This window comes from Brevundimonas vesicularis (genome assembly GCF_027886425.1).
Lineage (GTDB): Bacteria > Pseudomonadota > Alphaproteobacteria > Caulobacterales > Caulobacteraceae > Brevundimonas > Brevundimonas vesicularis_C.
The window spans coordinates 1,164,214-1,179,490 of the sequence record NZ_CP115671.1; the positions used below are offsets into that span (position 1 = coordinate 1,164,214).

Sequence of the window (15,277 nt, forward strand, 5' to 3'; positions counted from 1 at the left end):
TGAGGGGCTCCCTTAAGCGGCCTTGCCGAGGCGCTCGACGGCGCGACGGCTCAGGTCGTTGGTGTTGTCGATCATGCGCGATACGCTCTCATAGGCGCGGCTGATCTCGACGAGATTGGTGATTTCGATCAACGGATTAACGTTGGAGGATTCCAGCGAGCCCTGATGAACCTGGGCGTCGGCGGCCTCGATCGGCTGGGCGTTGGACTTATTGCGGTAGAGGCTGTCGCCGCCCTTTTCGAGCACGCCCAGCGTATCGAAACGCACGACCGACAGCCGGCCGGTGACCTGTCCGTTCTGGGTGATGGTGCCGTCGGCGCCGACGCTGGGCGCGCCGAGCGCAGGGTCCAGCACGATCTCCGCGCCGCCGCCAAGGACGGCCTGACCCTGTTTGGTGGTCAAACGCCCCTCCGGGTCTAGGGTGAAGGCGCCGTCGCGGGTGTAGGCCTCGCCGTTGGCGCCGTCACGCACGGTGAAGAAGGCGCCTTCGCCGGAGATGGCGAAGTCCAGCGAGCGGCCCGTCTGCTGCATCGAGCCTTGGCCAAAGTCGCGGCCCACGCCATTGTCCAGCACGAAGCTGGCGGACGGGCGGATCGAGTCGTTGCGCGCCCGCTGGCCGATCTCGGCGCTCAGCATCAGCTGCTCGACCTTGAAGCCGGTGGTGTTGGCGTTGGCGACGTTGTTGGCCACGATGTCCAGTTCGCGACGCAGCGTCATCTGGCGTGACAATCCGATATAGGCGGCGTTTTCCACGAGAGGCGTGCTCCTTCGCCTCAGCCTCTCGCAACGGCCGTGCCAACAGGGTTAATTCAGGCGCAATGCGGGTTTGAGCAGGATCATGCCGCTTCCGACCCGGCAAATCCTGCCCATTGTAAACGTCGCGTTAACCAAACCGGACGATCCTCGCGATGAGAGAGTCTCCGGGGCGCGCGCATGTTCAAGTTCGGCAAGAAGAAGGGTGCGCCTGCGGCCGACGCCGACGCCAACCTGCCGGCCGTGACCGAAGGCGAGGCCGCCGATGGTGACGCAGCCGCGCCCAAGAAGAAGAAAATCCCGCTGCTGTTCATCATTGCGCCGGTCGCCTTGCTGGTGCTGGGCGGCGGGGGAGCGGCGGCCTTCTTCATGCTGAAGCCCAAGCCCGCCGAAGCGCACGGCGCCGAGGCTGAAGCCGGCCACGGAGAAGAGAAGGCCGACAAGAAGGCCGAGGGCAAGGAAGAGAAGAAGGAAGGCGGCGGTCACGGCGGCGGCAAGGAAGGCGAGGCCGATCCTGCGCTGGGCGTCATCGCCGCGGGGCCGGATGGCGTCACCTTCTACACCCTGCCCGACATGGTCATGAACATCCAGTCGCCCGACGGCCGTCCGACCTTCCTGAAGCTGAAGCTGACCCTGGAGATGCAGGACGCCGAGGTGGCGACCCATCTGCAGGAAGAGATGCCGCGTCTGCAGGACATGTTCACCGGCTTCGTGCGCGAACTGCGCCCCGAGGACCTCAGCGGCTCGGCCGGCACCTATCAGCTGCGCGCCGAGATCCTGCGCCGCGTCAATCTAATCGCCGCTCCGGGCAAGGTCGACGCCGTGCTGATCGAAGAAATGCTGGTGCAATAGGCATGACGGACGCGGCGCAACTCGATCCGTTCGGCGGTCTGGGCGATCCCGGCGACGCCCTGTCCGAACGCGTCCTGAACCAGGATGAGATCGACAGCCTGCTGGGCTTCGACCTGGGCGAAGACGACGGTTCAGAACGCTCGGGCATCCGGGCCATTATCAACTCCGCGCTCGTCAGCTACGAGCGTCTGCCGATGCTGGAGATCGTGTTCGACCGCCTGGTGCGGTTGATGACGACCAGCCTTCGCAACTTCACCTCCGACAACGTCGAAGTCAGCCTGGACAATATTTCGTCGATCCGGTTCGGCGACTATCTGAACTCGATTCCGCTGCCGGCCATCCTGGCTGTGTTTCGCGCCGAGGAGCTGGACAACTACGGCCTGCTGACGGTCGATTCGAACCTGATCTATTCGATCGTCGACGTGCTGCTGGGCGGTCGTCGCGGCACGGCGGCGCTGCGCATCGAAGGCCGGCCCTACACCACGATCGAGCGGGTGCTGGTGCAGCGGATGGTCGAGGTCGTGCTGAACGACGCCCGCCAGGCGTTCGAGCCCCTGACCCCGGTTCACTTCAACCTGGACCGGCTGGAGACCAATCCGCGCTTTGCCGCCATCGCGCGTCCCGCCAACGCCGCCATCCTGATCAAGCTGCGGATCGACATGGAGGATCGCGGCGGTCGTATCGAGCTGCTGCTGCCCTATGCGACGCTGGAGCCGATCCGCAAGATGCTGCTGCAGCAGTTCATGGGCGAGAAGTTCGGCCGCGACAACATCTGGGAAGGCCACTTGGCCACCGAGATCTGGACGACCGAAACCGAAGTCCGCGCGGTCCTGGACGAACAGCAAATGCCTCTGTCCAGCGTGCTGAACCTCAAGGTCGGCGACACGATGATGCTGAACGCCACGCCGGATTCCGAGGTCTCGATCCGCGCCGGCTCCATCCCGCTGACCACCGGCCGAATGGGCCGCAAGGGCCAGCACATCGCCATACGCGTCGAAGGGCCGGTCAATCCGGAAGTCGCCGCCCGCCTGGGAGTGAACGTCTGATGGCCGGAATGATCATGGACGGCGTGCTGATGGTGCTGCTGATCGCGGCGGTCGGCTACGGCATCAAGCTGGAACGCAAGCTGGCCGCCCTGCGCGCCGGACAGCTGGCCTTCGCCCAGGCCGTCACCGAACTGAATGCCGCCGCTGGCCGCGCCGAAAACGCCCTGGCCACCCTTCGGGCCTCGGGTCAGGAAACGGACCTGCTTCACGACCGGATCATCAAGGCGCGAGAGGTCAAGGCGCAGCTGGAAACCCTGATCGCCCGCGCGCCGGCAGTGGCGCCGGCGCGGATCGTCGAGGAAGAACCCGCCCGTCGCGCGACCCCGGCCGCCCTGGCTCCGGCGCCGGCCGCGACCGAAGACGAGGAGCGGGCCGAGCGCATGGCGGCGCTTGCTCAACGCATCCAGGGACTGGCCAGTCCCTCTTCGAACCGTCGCAATGAAGCGGCTGCGCCCGCCGGGCGCGACAATGTCGCCGCCATCGTTCAGGCCCTGACGGCCGGACGCTCCGCTAACCATTCCGCCAAACAAAGCCTCAACGCCGCGCGTCGTAATCTCGACGACGACCTGTTCGCCGCCTGAGTTCGGAACCCCATTTCATGGCCCGCCTTCCTCGCATCCTGCCCTTGATCGCCATCGCCATCGGCGGGGTCGTCGCCGTGCGCGCCGTCGGCGTCGCGCCTGGCCTGTTCGACGGGGCCAAGGCCTGGGCCGAGGAGGCGGTTCCATCTGCGGCCGGCGCGCCGCCCAAGCCGGTTCTGCCCGGCACCTGTTCCGCCTTGTCTCCCGAACAGCTGGCCCAGCAGGCCGGGATTTCGCCGGCCGAGCTGAAGATCATCCAGTCGCTGTCGCAGCGCCGCGCGGCGCTGGATGCGCGTGACCAGGACTTCGCCACTACTCTGCCGCTGATGGTCGCCGCCGAGCAGAAGCTGGACGCCAAGGTCAAGGCGCTGGAAGCCTTGAAGGCCGAGATGAAGCAGATGCTCGGCCAAGTCGACGAGCGCGAGAAGGCCGAGATCGATCGTCTGGTTCAGGTCTATTCCGCCATGCGTCCCAAGGAGGCCGCCCCGGTTATGGCCGCGCTTGAGGACCGGGTGCGCCTGCCGGTCGCCGCCGCCATGCGTCCGCGCACCCTGGCCGCCATTATTGCCCAGATGAGCGCGCCGCAAGCCAAGGAACTGACCGAGAAACTCGCCGCCCGCTTCCAGGCCCAGCAGATGGCCGCTCGCGCCGCCGCCGCAGAGGCCACACCGCCTCCGGCCGCTACGCCTGCCGCTGCTGCGCCAGCCGCGACGACCCCGCCTGCGACGCCGACGGCTCAGCCCGCGGCCGCCCCAACGACCCGTCCGACGCCGCGCCCGGCCGCCAACCGTCCCGCTGCGCGACCGGCGGCTCGCCCGGCCGCGACTCCGGCGCGCCGTCCCGCCGCCACGCCTGCGGCTGCTCCCGCCGCGACCGGCCCGCAGGCCTATCAGCCGTCAGCGGCCCCCAACGCCCAGCCCCGGCAAACTGTGCAGTAACCTTAAGTGTAATCTCGACGCTGACGTTTCGTCTCGACAGCGCGCACTGTTCGACCAATGATCTTCGAACGCTCCGTCAGAGAGCGATGACATCGAGGATCCGCGCCATGATCGGCGAACTGCTTTACGTGGCGCACCGCATGCGCAGGGCCATCATACTCGCCGTTCCGACGGTCGGAACTGTGATGATGGCCGCCGTCGCCCAGCACTATCACTTGCTGCCCTAGGGTCTTCGAACCCGGTTTCCACCCGGTTTCGGATTGGCAGGGCGCGCCAGCGCGTCTATCACCGCGCCTTCCCGAGATCTGAGCCCGACCAACGCCATGTCCGACACGCCCCCCGATCGCCTTTCGGTCGACCCGTCCAGCCCGCATCACGACGCCGAGGTCCTGCAACGCGGCGTCGGCATTCGCTTCAAGGGCGAAGAGAAGACCAATGTCGAGGAATATTGCGTGTCCGAAGGCTGGGTGCGTCTGGCGCTCGGCAACCGCGTGGATCGCAAGGGCAAGGCCCTGACCGTGAAACTGCAGGGTCCGGTCGAACCCTATTTCCAGAACGACTGAACCTACCTAGGGTCCGGCTCTCATCTGAGTCCGGAGCCTGCTTATGTCCATCCGTCTGCTGACCGCCAGCGCCGTCGCCCTGGGTCTTGTCGCGTTTACCCCCGCGGCCCATGCTCAGGATGCGGCGACGGTGCAGCAGGCGATCGTGGTGCGCGACGCCGCGATGCGCTCGAACATCGCCATGGACTATGTCACCCAACTGACGACGCGGTTCGGCGCGCGCCCGGCGGGTTCGCGTTCCGAACAACAGGCCGCCGCCTGGGCCGCCGACTATCTGCGCGCCAACGGCTTCCAGAACGTCCGCATCGAAGAGTTCCCACTGGTCGGCTGGGAGCGGGGCGAAAGCTCGGCCGCCATCGTCGGCGACAACGCCCAGGCCCTGGTCGCCGCCGCCCTGGGCCACTCGCCGGCCACGCCGAGGGGCGGCGTCGAGGCGGAGATCGTGCGCTTCTCCACCTTCGAAGACCTGCAGGCCGCGCCCGAGGCCGCCGTCCGCGGCAAGATCGTCTATGTCGATCTGGGCCAGATGCACCCCATGCAGGACGGCTCGGGCTATGGTCCCCAGACCCGAGTGCGCGGCGCCGGCCCCGGCGTGGCGGCGGTCAAGGGCGCGGCGGCCTTCGTCATGCGTTCGGTGGGTTCGGACGAAGACCGGATGCCGCACACCGGCACCACCCGCTATGTCGACGGCAAGCCGACCATTCCCGCCTTCGCCCTTGCCGCGCCCGACGCCGATCAGGTCAGCCGTCTGGTCGCCCTGGGCCAGCCGGTGCGCATGCGCCTGACCTCGACCGCCCGCACCTATCGCACCACCAGCCAGAACGTGATCGGCGATCTGCCGGGCGCCACGCGCCCCGACGAGATCATCGTGCTGGGCTCCCACATGGATAGCTGGGACCTGGGCACTGGCGCCATCGACGACGGGGCCGGGGGCGCCATCACCATCGCCGCCGCCAAGGCCATCGCCGACAGCGGCCGTCGTCCGGCCCGCACCCTGCGCGTCATCTTCTACGGTTCGGAAGAAGTGGCACAGCCGACCGCCCAGACCGGCAACGGCGGCGGCGTCTACGCGCGTGGCCAGGGCGCAGCGCTGGACAAGCACATCATCGCCGGCGAGAGCGATTTCGGCGCCGACCGCATCTATGCCCTGCGCCTGCCCGCCGGCGCGCAAGGCTCGGACTTCCAGAAGGCCGCGACCCGCGTCCTCTACCCGATCGGCGTCCTGGCCTCCGATCGCGTCGAGACCGAAGGCGGCGTCGATGTCGGACCGATGGGCCCGCTGGGCGTGCCCTTTTTCGGCCTCGCTCAGGACGGAACCCGCTATTTCGACCTGCACCACACCGCCAACGACACGCTCGACAAGATCGACCCGGCGCAATTGAACCAGAACGTCGCCGCCTGGGCCGGCCTGCTGTGGCTGATCGCCGACTCCGACGTGGACTTCCGGGCGATGAAGCCCGCGACCACGCCGGCGACCCCAACACGCTGACGACTTGGAGACCCGGCCCGGTTCCGTCTATAGGAGCCGAACCGGGCCAGACCGGGCTGCGGGCGTGGCGAAACTGGTAGACGCAGCAGACTTAAAATCTGCCGGACGAAAGTCCTTGCCGGTTCAAGCCCGGCCGCCCGCACCACTCCGACTGCCACTCGATCAGAACGGGAAGAAGATCGGGATGGCGACCATGGCGGCGATCCAGGTGATCAGGTTCAAAGGCAGGCCGACGCGGACGAAGTCCATGTAGCTGTAGCCGCCCATGTTAAAGACCAGCACATTGGTCTGGTAGCCGAACGGGGTGGCGAAGGCGGCAGAGGCCGCCATCATGACGCACACCAAGAAGGGGCGGGGATCGACGCCCAAGCTTTCGGCCAGGGCCACGGCGATGGGAGTGATCAGCACCGCGACGGTGGCGTTGGACAGCAGTTCGGTGGCGAACAGCGTCACGCCGTAAAGCACGATCAAGGCGCCCAGCGGCCCCAGGGGCCGGATCACACCGATCAGACGATCTGCGCCGGCGGACGCCAGCCCCGTGACCTCGATGGCCGTGCCGACCACGACCATCCCGGCGATCAGCAACAGGATTTCGGGGCGCAGTCCGGCATAGGCCTCCTCAGGTGTGATGACGCGCAGCAGGATCAGTCCGACGGCGCCGGCAAAGGCTGAGGCGGCGATCGGCGCCCACCCCAGCGCGGCCGACAGGATCACTAGCACAAACACGCTCAGCGAGATCGCAGCCGGCTTCAGCCGTAGCGGACGATCAGCGGCTCCATACAGTTCAACGTCGCCGAGATGCGCATCACCCGAACCATCGACCTGATTGCGTGATCCGCCCAGGCGCGGCAGGCCGAACGGCAGCAGGCGCTTGCGGCGATTGATGGCCTCGGCCTCTGCGCGGCGACGCGCCTCTTCCATTTCCGCCAGGCGCGCGGTTTCCGCCTCATCCCTGGCGACCGATCGACCCAGCTGGCGCGCACCCACGAAATAGAGCCACAGGCCGCCGACGACCGCGATGGCCAGACCCACGGGGGTGATCTCGAACAGGCCGAAGACCGGCTGGCCGGCGTTGCGGGCCATGTCGTTGACGAGCAGGTTGGTCGAGGTCCCGATCAGCGTCAGCAGACCGCCCATGACCGTGACGTGGCTGAGCGGCATCAGAAAGCGTTTCGGCGACAGGCGCAAGGATTGGGCCACGTCGCGGATCACCGGCGCGGCCAAGACCACCACAGGGGTGTTGTTCAGAAAGCCGCCGACCGAACCGCACAGGCCGATGACGATCCAGATGCCTCGGGCGCCGATCCGGGCGGAAAGCTGCGTCGCCTGTCGAATCAACCAGCCCAAGAGGCCGGACAGTTCGATAGCGTAGGCGATGACGAACAGGCCGGCCAAGGCGATGACGGCGGGACTGGCGAAGGCGCCCTGCACCTCGACCGGCCGCACGACGCCCAACAGCAGAAGGACGGCGGCGCCGGTCAGGGCGACGACGTCGGCCCGCATCTTGCCGTGGATCAGGACGCCCACGACGGCGACGAGCACGGCGAGGGCGGCGATCTGGTCGAAAGTTATGTTGCTGTGCAGACCGTCCCCCATCGTTCGCGTCAACCTTTTCGGGTCAACGCATCCACCTCAGCGGTTCGCGTGTTAGAGTGGTTCCATGCTCGAAACGATTGCGTCGCCTCGGTCTTCGATAGTCGCGCTTGCGGCGTCCCTGTTGGCGCTCGCCGCTTGCCAGCGTGAGCCGCAGCCTGCGCCTGCTCCGGCCCAAAAATCCGAAACGCCGCCGGTCCTGGACCGCGCCGGCCTGCTTCAGGCCATGGACATCGCCGCCTCGGCCTTCGCCGCAGGGCGCGAGGTCGGGGGCGCGTCTCTGGCAGGGCGTCGCTTTGTCGTGCGCCAAGCCTTTGGCTGCGGTGAGCCCGGCGACGCCGCCGAGGCTGCGGCCGATGGGCTGGCGACAGTCGCTTGGGCGAAGGATAGTCAGAGCCTGAAGGTCAGCCTGGCGCCGGCCGATTGGCTGCGGTCCGGCCTGATCGCAAACGACGACAGCAGCCTGGAGGCGTCCGAAGGCTTCTGGTTGGCCCGGCCGTGGCTGCGCACCGAGGCCTGCCCGGCGATTGCGCCCGGCGCCTCGGCTTCAAGCCAGGCCTCGCCTCAAACGGCAGGGCTGGCCGCCATATTCAAGCCAAACGGCGCGCGGACCGGCCGCCGAAACGGCCGCGCCTACGAGTTCACCCTGCGCGGCGAGGATGGCCAGCCGCCAGCGCCATCAGCACAGGGCTATCGTCTCGTGCTGGAAGGCCGGATGACCACCTTCGCCGACGGCCGCGCCATTCACTGTCGTGCAGCCCCTGATCAACGGCCGGTTTGCATCGGCGCAGTGCAACTCGACCGCGTCGCCTTCGAAGACGCCAACGGCCAAATGCTCAGCGAATGGCGCGACGGTTAGGTCTAGAACAGGCTGACCGGAAAACCGATCAACCCTGATGACTGCAGGTGCTCGATGCCCTCCATGACGGGGATGGCGGCGAGGAAGACTAGGCCGTCGCGCAGGGTGCGGACGAAGAAGGCGGGACGGATGGTCAGCTGCTCGGCGTCGCGCCAGCGGGCGGGATTGGGCAGGAAGCGCGGCGTGCGGGCGCAGTAGGCGGCGTAGGGCGCGCCGAAATGTTCGGCCAGCCAGGCCTCTTCGCGACCGACCGTGCGCAGGAAGACCAAAAAGGTCGCCACGGCGAAGGTCGCGCCGATCGTCACGCTGCCGGTCTGGGCGCCGACGCCGAAGGCGCCGATGAAGCTGAAGACATAGAGCGGGTTGCGCGTGATGGAATAGGGGCCGCGATCGACGATCTCGGCCTTCTTGCGTCCGCCGATATAGAGCGAGCACCAGGCGCGGCCGACGATGGCGACGATGATCGCGGCCAGGCCCAGGCCTTCGACGCCCTCATGCCATTCGCCGTCGAGGGCGGCGACCGAGCGGACGCTGGCGGTCAGGACGATGAGGGCCAGCAGAACCAGGCCGGCGAACCATTTGCGACGGCGTTGGACGACGTCGAGCGACAGGGCGGGGGGAACAGGGCTCATGATGATATGTTCAGTGATGCTGCTGAGCGCGGACGAGCAGGGCGCGGGCCTCAGCCTTGCGACCGCGGTCGGCGACGGCGCGGCCGGGACGGGCCGGGGCGTCGATGGCCTTTTGCAGATAACGCGCGGCGCCGTTCCAGTCGTGTTCGCGAACCAGCAGATCGCCCATGAAGAAGTTGGCGTCGACATCGTTGGGCGCCATGGCCAGACCGCGCAGTAGGTAGTCGCGGGCGCGCTGGCGGTTGCCGAAGCCGATCGGGGCGCCCGGCACCTGGGCGTAGAGCGAACCGAGGCTGACATAGACCGAGCCGTTCAGCGCGCGCGGGTTGATCCGCTCGGCCTGTTCCAGTTCGGTGCGCGCCTCACGCACGAGGCCCAGCGCGCCGATGCCGCCCTTCAATCCCGCTTCCGATGCGGTGATGATGGCGTCCCAGACCAGAGGTTCGGCGCGGTTGGGGCATTGAGCCACGACGGCGTCGGCCTGGGTGTTCAGGCGCGCCATTTCCGCCATTCGAACGCCTTGCGGAACTTCGAAGTTCACATGGTCCCACGACTGCTGGAGACCGCGCGCGCGGTCGTCGCAGGCGTCTGCATGGGCGACGGAGGCAACCGTCAGGGGGGCGGCCATCAGGGACAGGGCGAACAGGGCGGTTTTCATGGCGTGTCTCTCCTTTTTCTGTGGTTCAGCCGGCGAACAGGGCGCGGGCCTTCAGGTCGTTGGACTTCAGGGCCCCGTCGATCAGACTGGGCGCCAGAGCGTTGAGGCGGACGAACAGGTTTTCGGGGAAGCCGAGGTAGACGTCGCGGCGATCTGAGCGGATGGCGGCGACGATGCGGTCGGCGATCGGGTCCGGATCGTCGACGGCCATGCCGGTCAGGCGCGCATATTCATCGACCTTGGCGGAGTTGAACGGCGTGGCCACCGCGCGGGGCGCGACATAGGTTACGCCGACGCCCGTACCGGCCAGTTCGCGGCGCAGCGATTGGCTGAGCGCCCGCATCCCGGCCTTGGCGCTGGAATAGCTGGCGAAGTGCGCGAAGTTGATCGAGCCGAAAATGGAGCCGACGTTGGCGATCTGGCCGTGCTTGCGCGCCTTCATGCCGGGCAGGACGGCTTGGGCCAGACGGGCCGGCGCGACCAGATTGACCATATAGGTCGCCAGCAGGTGCTCGGGCGTCTGCTGCTCTAGCGGGCCGAAATGCTGGATGCCGGCGATATTGATCAGAATGTCCCAGGCGCGGCCGCCGGCCTGTTCGGCGACGCTGTCGAGGCCCTGCGGAGTGGACAGGTCGCCCACCAGGGTGTGATGGCCCGCCACCGGCGCGCGGGCGACGATCGTGACCCGACCGCCCTCGCGCTCGATCCGCTCGACCACGCGACGTCCCAAGGCGCCGGAGCCGCCGGTGACCAGGATGTTGCGATCCTCAAACTGCATCGACCGTCTCCCGCGCTGCGATGTGGGGGATGGAGGCGAAGACCCCGCCGAACAGGCCGAACATCACCTTGGCCATGTGGACGATGGCGGCGCGGTCGTCGGCGTCCGACACCCCGTCCAGCAGTTGCTTGAGGAACAGGATATGATCCTGATCCAGAGCCCCGTGGGAAATCAGATAGGTGAAGGCGGCGGGCGGCAGGCCCAGGCTTTGCTGCACGGCCTCGGCGCCGACGCTGGCCAGTTGGATGCTGGTGCCTTCCAGCACATAGACCATGCCGAAGAAGGCCATCGGATTGACGCGCTGGATGGTATCATAGGCATAGGCCACCATCAGTTCGGTCGCGACGTTCGGGCCGTCCTGCACGGTCTGATCGGGGTCGCCGCCGGCGGCGCGGATGTCGTTAAGGATCCACTGCTCATGGCCGGTTTCCTCGGCGATATAGTCGTCGAGCGCGGCCTTGAAGACGGCGTGGGCATTGTCCAGCCGCGACCGGGCGGCCTGCATCAACGGCACGGTGTGGCGGACGTGGTGATAGGCCTGGGCCAGATAGGCGACGTAGGTGTCGCGACTGATGCGGCCGGCCAAGCCGTCCCTGATCTGGGGGATGGCGGCGAAGGCGGCCCGCTCGGTTGCGGTCGCGGCGACCAGGGTTTCAAAAAACGACATGCGAACTCTCAGGCGGCTTGCGAGGGGGAGGGGGCGTAGGTGCGCAGCAGGGTCTCGCGACGCGGACGACCGTTGGCGGTGACCTGACCGGCGGCGGGATCGAAGGGCGGGACCAGACGCCAGTCGCCGATGCGGGCGTAGTCGGGCAGGCGGGCGTTGGCGCGCGCCACGGCCGCTTCGACCTGGGCCAGTTCGGCGCCGGGCGTCGCCACGATCAGGGCCGACAACGACGCCTGCGCCTCGCCCATCGCCATGGCCTGAAGGATGTGGGGCTCGGCCAGAAGCTCGCTCTCGACCCATTCAGGCGCGACGTTGCGGCCGAAGGCGGTGATCAGGGTGTTGGCCTTGCGGCCTTCGATGCTGAGCCGTCCATCGGCGTCGAAGCGGCCGATGTCGCCTGTGTGCAGACGCTCCGGCGCGGGCGCCTGGCCGACGTAGCCAAGGAAGGGATGGGGCGAGACCAGGATTTCGCCGTCGTCGGCCAGATGGACTTCAAGGTGAGGCAGGGGCCGGCCGACCGTGCCGGGGCGGGCGTCGTCCGGACTGTTGAGCGCCACGACCGAGGCGCATTCACTGAGGCCATAGCCCTCGACCACGGGCAGGCCGGCGTTGGCGGCGGCCTCCAGCAGGACCGGGGAGACGCGTGCGCCGCCGACCGCGATCATCTCCAGCCGATGATCCAGCCGCATCGCACCCTGGGCGGCGATCAGGCCGCGCAGCAGTTCGGGAACCAGGATCAGGGTCGTGGCGCCGGTCTGGACAACGGTGGTCAGCAGGCGCGCAAAGTCGGGGCGGAAGGCCTGGCCCATCCCGGCCTCGGCTAGGCTGGCGGCGTGATAGCGGCCGCCGGCCAGAAGCGTCGCATAGAGGCCGGCGACATTCTCCAGCAGCACCGCCAGCGGCAGCACCGGCAGATGCAGCCCGGCGCGATCCCGGCCCAGGACCTGAACCAGAGAGGCGGCGACCGCCTCCATCTGATCCTGCGATAGGCAGACGCCCTTGGGCGCGCCGGTCGAGCCGGAGGTGTAGGTGATCTTGGCCGTGCCGGGATGCAGATCGCGCACCGGCAACCCTGTCGGCGTCAACCGGATCGGCGCGCCGCCCGCCGTCAGTTCGCCCGGAGCGCCCGGCGTGATCAGCAGCCCGGCGCCGGCGTCGGCCAAGGCGTGATCGCGTTGAGCGGCCGTGAAGAAGGGCGGGATCGGCACGCTCGGCCGCTGGGCGAGGATCAACGCCAGATCGACGACGACCCAGGCCGGCCCGTTGTCGAGCAGGACGCCGACCGGAGATCGATCATCGGCCAGGGCGGTGGCCAGCTGACCGACCTGCGCCAGCAGTTCGGCCGCGGTCAGCGAACCCTCGGCCCACTGGATCACCACATCATCGGGCGTGGAGCGGGCGCGACGCGACAGGGCGTCCAGAACGGCGCTCATGAGCGATCCTCATAGTGCAGGCGGGTGCGGACGGCCCGTCCGATCGGGGCCGTTTCTGAGAAGTGATCCAGCGGTGCGGTCGCCGCGTCGATCGAGCCGGCCAGCACCACCGGATCGGTCTGATAGTAGGCGCCCCAGCTGCCGCCGCCGTCGTCGAGGCGGCGCGGATCGGCGCGCGCGAGTTGAAGCGCGCCCAGACCGGCCTTGTGGAAGATGCGGCGCAGTTCGTCGGTCGCGGTGGCGACGGCGAACCGCAGACCTTCGGACTGCAGATGATGGGCCATGGCGGCGAACAGGAAGACGGTCGCGCCCTGTCCGCTGGAAGCCAGGCTGCCGATCTCGACCACCTGCGCGCGGTCGATGACGGCGCCGATGGCCTGGCTCAGGACCGTCTCGACGGAGCCGTCCAGATATTGTTCCAAGTACAGGGGCGCCTCGGCGGCGTGCCGGAAGCCGACGGCGGCGTAGATGACGCCAGCCTCGTCCTGAACGCTCATCAGGGTCGGGAAATGGGCCTGGATTTGGCCGCCATAGGCCTCGGCGTAGGCCGCCTCGATGAACTGCTCCACGCGGCGACGTTCGCCTCGGCAGGGGTCGTCGAACCGGATGATGCGCGACGACAGCGTGCGGCGCGCGCGCGGCCGAACCGGATCGGCGTCTTCGGGCAGGCGGAGTGAAAACATGCGGGCCTCGGGCCAGGGGACTTCGGGCCAGAGACGACGCGGTGCGGCGACCCCCACAAAAAAATCTTTCGCCGTCGCAATCGCGGTTGCCGCAGAGGGCGCAGCAACCCACGATGGGGTGGTGAACGCCTCTTCCGGTCCCCCTCAGCACGACCCGAGCCGACCGGCGCGGCAGGCCCTGGCGGACGCGTGGCTGGACAGCCGCCCCGCCTTGGTGCGCTTTCTGACGGCGCGCACGGGATCGTCGGCTGCGGCCGAAGATCTGGCGCAGGATGTCTGGGTGCGGCTGCAATCCATGACCGAGGAGGCCGCCGCCGAGGTTCGCCACCCGCAGGCCTTCCTCTATCGCATCGCCGCCAATCTGGCCCTGGATGCGTCCAAGGCGCAGCGTCGTGCGGGCGCGCGCGATCTGGAATGGCGGCGCGCTTCCGCTATCGATGACGTGGCCGAAGCTCAGGATGCGCCGTCGGCCGAGGATGCCGTCTGGGCGCGGCTGAAGCTGGAAAAGGTGGTCGCCGCGATCGACCGGATGCCGCCCAAGGCCGCCGAGGCCTTCCGTCTGCACAAGATGGCCGGGCTCAGCCAGGCCGAGGTCGCCGAACGGATGGGCGTCTCGCGCAGCGCGGTCGAAAAATACGTTTCCGCCTCGCTGAAGGAACTGCTGCTGCGGGTCGGTTGGCCATGACGACCGGATTTCGCCATTTTTCATTGAGGATGCGGCGCGACCGCGTCGTCTCTCCCCCAAAGCCCGCTCGGGCCCGGACCGGATCATGACCCAGGACGACGTCATCAAGGACGAGGAGATCGCCGCCCAGGCCGCCGCCTGGGTCGTGCGTCTGCGCGCCGATGACGTGACGATCGTGGACATCGACGCGGCCACGGCCTGGCTCGATCAAGACCCGGCTCATCGGCGCGCCTTCGACGAGGCCGAGGGGCTGTGGACCGCTTCGGACGACCTGTCCGACGTTCAGCCGGGGCCGGTCATCGACCTGTCGGCGCACCGCGAGCGGCGCAAGGGCTTGGGGCGGCGATGGATGGTGGCGGCCCCGGCGATGGCTGCGGCCGTCGCCGCGGCGATCTTCCTGGGTCCACTGCTGCAAACCGAGCCGACCGTGGTCTACAGCACCGCACCCGGCGAAACGCGGACGGTGACGCTGGACGACGGATCGCGGCTTCAGATCAACGGCGGCTCGACACTGTCGGTGAAGATGGAGCGGGGACGGCGTCTGGTGCATATGGATCAGGCCGAGGCGACCTTCGACGTCGCGCATGACGCCGGCCGACCCTTCCTGATCAATGTCGGCGAAAGCCAGGTGCGCGTGGTCGGCACGGCCTTCAACATCCGCCGATCCGCCGATGACACCCAGGTGGCGGTGCTGCGGGGCGTCGTCGAGGTCAGCGACCTGAAACAGCCCGCGCGGCGGGTGCGTCTGACGGTCGGTCAGTCGGTGCAGCGCGACGACGCCGACGACCGGATGACCTTGGCCCCGGTCGATGTCCGCACCGCGGCCGCCTGGACCCAAGGGCGACGGGCCTATGACGATCGGCCTCTGCGAGAGATCGCCGCCGACCTCAGCCGCGCCTTCGCCACGCCGGTTTCTGTGGCGCCGAACGCGGCGAACCTGCGCTTCTCCGGCACGCTGGTGCTTGATGACGAAGCGGCGGTGATCGGCCGGCTGGAACGGTTCCTGCCGATCAAGGCCACTCGCGGGCCGCAAGGGGTTCGTCTAGAACGGCGCTGAACCTGCTTCG

The 15,277-nt window shown here is 68.1% G+C and carries 17 protein-coding genes and 1 tRNA gene; 10 read left to right on the plus strand and 8 right to left on the minus strand.

Annotation, left to right across the window (positions count from 1 at the left end):
• Window positions 1-12 precede the first annotated feature (12 nt).
• A complete protein-coding gene (gene flgF / locus PFY01_RS05775) occupies window positions 13-753 on the minus strand; it encodes a flagellar basal-body rod protein FlgF (RefSeq protein ID WP_045810382.1) in 741 nt (246 codons plus the stop codon).
• A 180-nt stretch (window positions 754-933) separates the two neighbouring features.
• Here flgF and PFY01_RS05780 point away from each other — a divergent pair, with 180 nt between their 5' ends.
• The 7 genes from PFY01_RS05780 (at window position 934) to PFY01_RS05810 (ending at window position 6,367) form a co-directional block, all read left to right on the plus strand.
• Window positions 934-1,605 carry a flagellar basal body-associated FliL family protein gene (locus PFY01_RS05780; RefSeq protein ID WP_174085938.1) on the plus strand — a complete coding sequence of 224 codons (672 nt, stop codon included), beginning with the start codon at window positions 934-936 and terminating at the stop codon, window positions 1,603-1,605.
• A 2-nt stretch (window positions 1,606-1,607) separates the two neighbouring features.
• On the plus strand, window positions 1,608-2,651 hold the full coding sequence (fliM, locus tag PFY01_RS05785; RefSeq protein WP_165115751.1) for a flagellar motor switch protein FliM: 1,044 nt from the start codon (window positions 1,608-1,610) through the stop codon (window positions 2,649-2,651).
• On the plus strand, window positions 2,651-3,232 hold the full coding sequence (locus PFY01_RS05790; protein WP_271042760.1) for a DUF6468 domain-containing protein: 582 nt from the start codon (window positions 2,651-2,653) through the stop codon (window positions 3,230-3,232). The genes fliM and PFY01_RS05790 overlap by 1 nt, the downstream gene beginning before the upstream one ends.
• A 17-nt stretch (window positions 3,233-3,249) precedes the next feature.
• Window positions 3,250-4,170, plus strand: a complete 921-nt coding sequence (locus PFY01_RS05795; RefSeq protein WP_271042761.1) for a MotE family protein — start codon at window positions 3,250-3,252, stop codon at window positions 4,168-4,170.
• 323 nt (window positions 4,171-4,493) lie between these two features.
• The gene (locus tag PFY01_RS05800) at window positions 4,494-4,733 is read left to right on the plus strand and encodes a DUF3297 family protein (RefSeq protein ID WP_045810378.1); all 240 of its coding nucleotides are present in this window, start codon (window positions 4,494-4,496) and stop codon (window positions 4,731-4,733) included.
• Between the two features lie 43 nt (window positions 4,734-4,776).
• A complete protein-coding gene (locus tag PFY01_RS05805; RefSeq protein WP_271042762.1) occupies window positions 4,777-6,222 on the plus strand; it encodes a M20/M25/M40 family metallo-hydrolase in 1,446 nt (481 codons plus the stop codon).
• Between the two features lie 58 nt (window positions 6,223-6,280).
• Window positions 6,281-6,367: transfer RNA gene (locus PFY01_RS05810), tRNA-Leu, on the plus strand.
• Window positions 6,368-6,384: 17 nt separating this feature from the next.
• Here the strand turns inward: PFY01_RS05810 and PFY01_RS05815 are convergent.
• On the minus strand, window positions 6,385-7,794 hold the full coding sequence (locus PFY01_RS05815; protein ID WP_271043028.1) for an SLC13 family permease: 1,410 nt from the start codon (window positions 7,792-7,794) through the stop codon (window positions 6,385-6,387).
• 145 nt (window positions 7,795-7,939) lie between these two features.
• Here PFY01_RS05815 and PFY01_RS05820 point away from each other — a divergent pair, with 145 nt between their 5' ends.
• Complete coding sequence (locus PFY01_RS05820; protein WP_271042763.1) at window positions 7,940-8,674, plus strand: hypothetical protein; 735 nt, start codon at window positions 7,940-7,942, stop codon at window positions 8,672-8,674.
• A 2-nt stretch (window positions 8,675-8,676) separates the two neighbouring features.
• Here the strand turns inward: PFY01_RS05820 and PFY01_RS05825 are convergent, their stop codons facing one another.
• From PFY01_RS05825 to PFY01_RS05850, 6 genes are read right to left on the minus strand one after another with little or no spacing between them, the layout of a single operon-like run.
• Window positions 8,677-9,306, minus strand: a complete 630-nt coding sequence (locus PFY01_RS05825) for a methyltransferase family protein (RefSeq protein WP_271042764.1) — start codon at window positions 9,304-9,306, stop codon at window positions 8,677-8,679.
• A 10-nt stretch (window positions 9,307-9,316) separates the two neighbouring features.
• Window positions 9,317-9,964, minus strand: coding sequence for a tetratricopeptide repeat protein (locus PFY01_RS05830; RefSeq protein WP_271042765.1), 648 nt, complete (start codon window positions 9,962-9,964; stop codon window positions 9,317-9,319).
• A gap of 25 nt (window positions 9,965-9,989) precedes the next feature.
• Window positions 9,990-10,742, minus strand: coding sequence for an SDR family NAD(P)-dependent oxidoreductase (locus PFY01_RS05835; RefSeq protein ID WP_271042766.1), 753 nt, complete (start codon window positions 10,740-10,742; stop codon window positions 9,990-9,992).
• Window positions 10,732-11,409 (minus strand): TenA family transcriptional regulator, encoded by a 678-nt coding sequence (locus PFY01_RS05840; RefSeq protein ID WP_271042767.1) that lies wholly within the window; start codon window positions 11,407-11,409, stop codon window positions 10,732-10,734. Before PFY01_RS05840 ends, PFY01_RS05835 begins: the two co-directional genes overlap by 11 nt.
• A gap of 8 nt (window positions 11,410-11,417) precedes the next feature.
• Entirely contained in the window at window positions 11,418-12,842 is a 1,425-nt protein-coding gene (locus PFY01_RS05845; protein ID WP_271042768.1) for an AMP-binding protein, read from the minus strand.
• Entirely contained in the window at window positions 12,839-13,525 is a 687-nt protein-coding gene (locus PFY01_RS05850) for a thermostable hemolysin (protein WP_271042769.1), read from the minus strand. The genes PFY01_RS05845 and PFY01_RS05850 overlap by 4 nt, the downstream gene beginning before the upstream one ends.
• A gap of 121 nt (window positions 13,526-13,646) precedes the next feature.
• Here PFY01_RS05850 and PFY01_RS05855 point away from each other — a divergent pair, with 121 nt between their 5' ends.
• Both PFY01_RS05855 and PFY01_RS05860 read left to right on the plus strand, forming a co-directional pair.
• Window positions 13,647-14,210, plus strand: coding sequence for an RNA polymerase sigma factor (locus PFY01_RS05855; protein WP_271042770.1), 564 nt, complete (start codon window positions 13,647-13,649; stop codon window positions 14,208-14,210).
• An 85-nt stretch (window positions 14,211-14,295) separates the two neighbouring features.
• On the plus strand, window positions 14,296-15,267 hold the full coding sequence (locus PFY01_RS05860; protein ID WP_271042771.1) for a FecR family protein: 972 nt from the start codon (window positions 14,296-14,298) through the stop codon (window positions 15,265-15,267).
• Window positions 15,268-15,277: the final 10 nt, after the last annotated feature.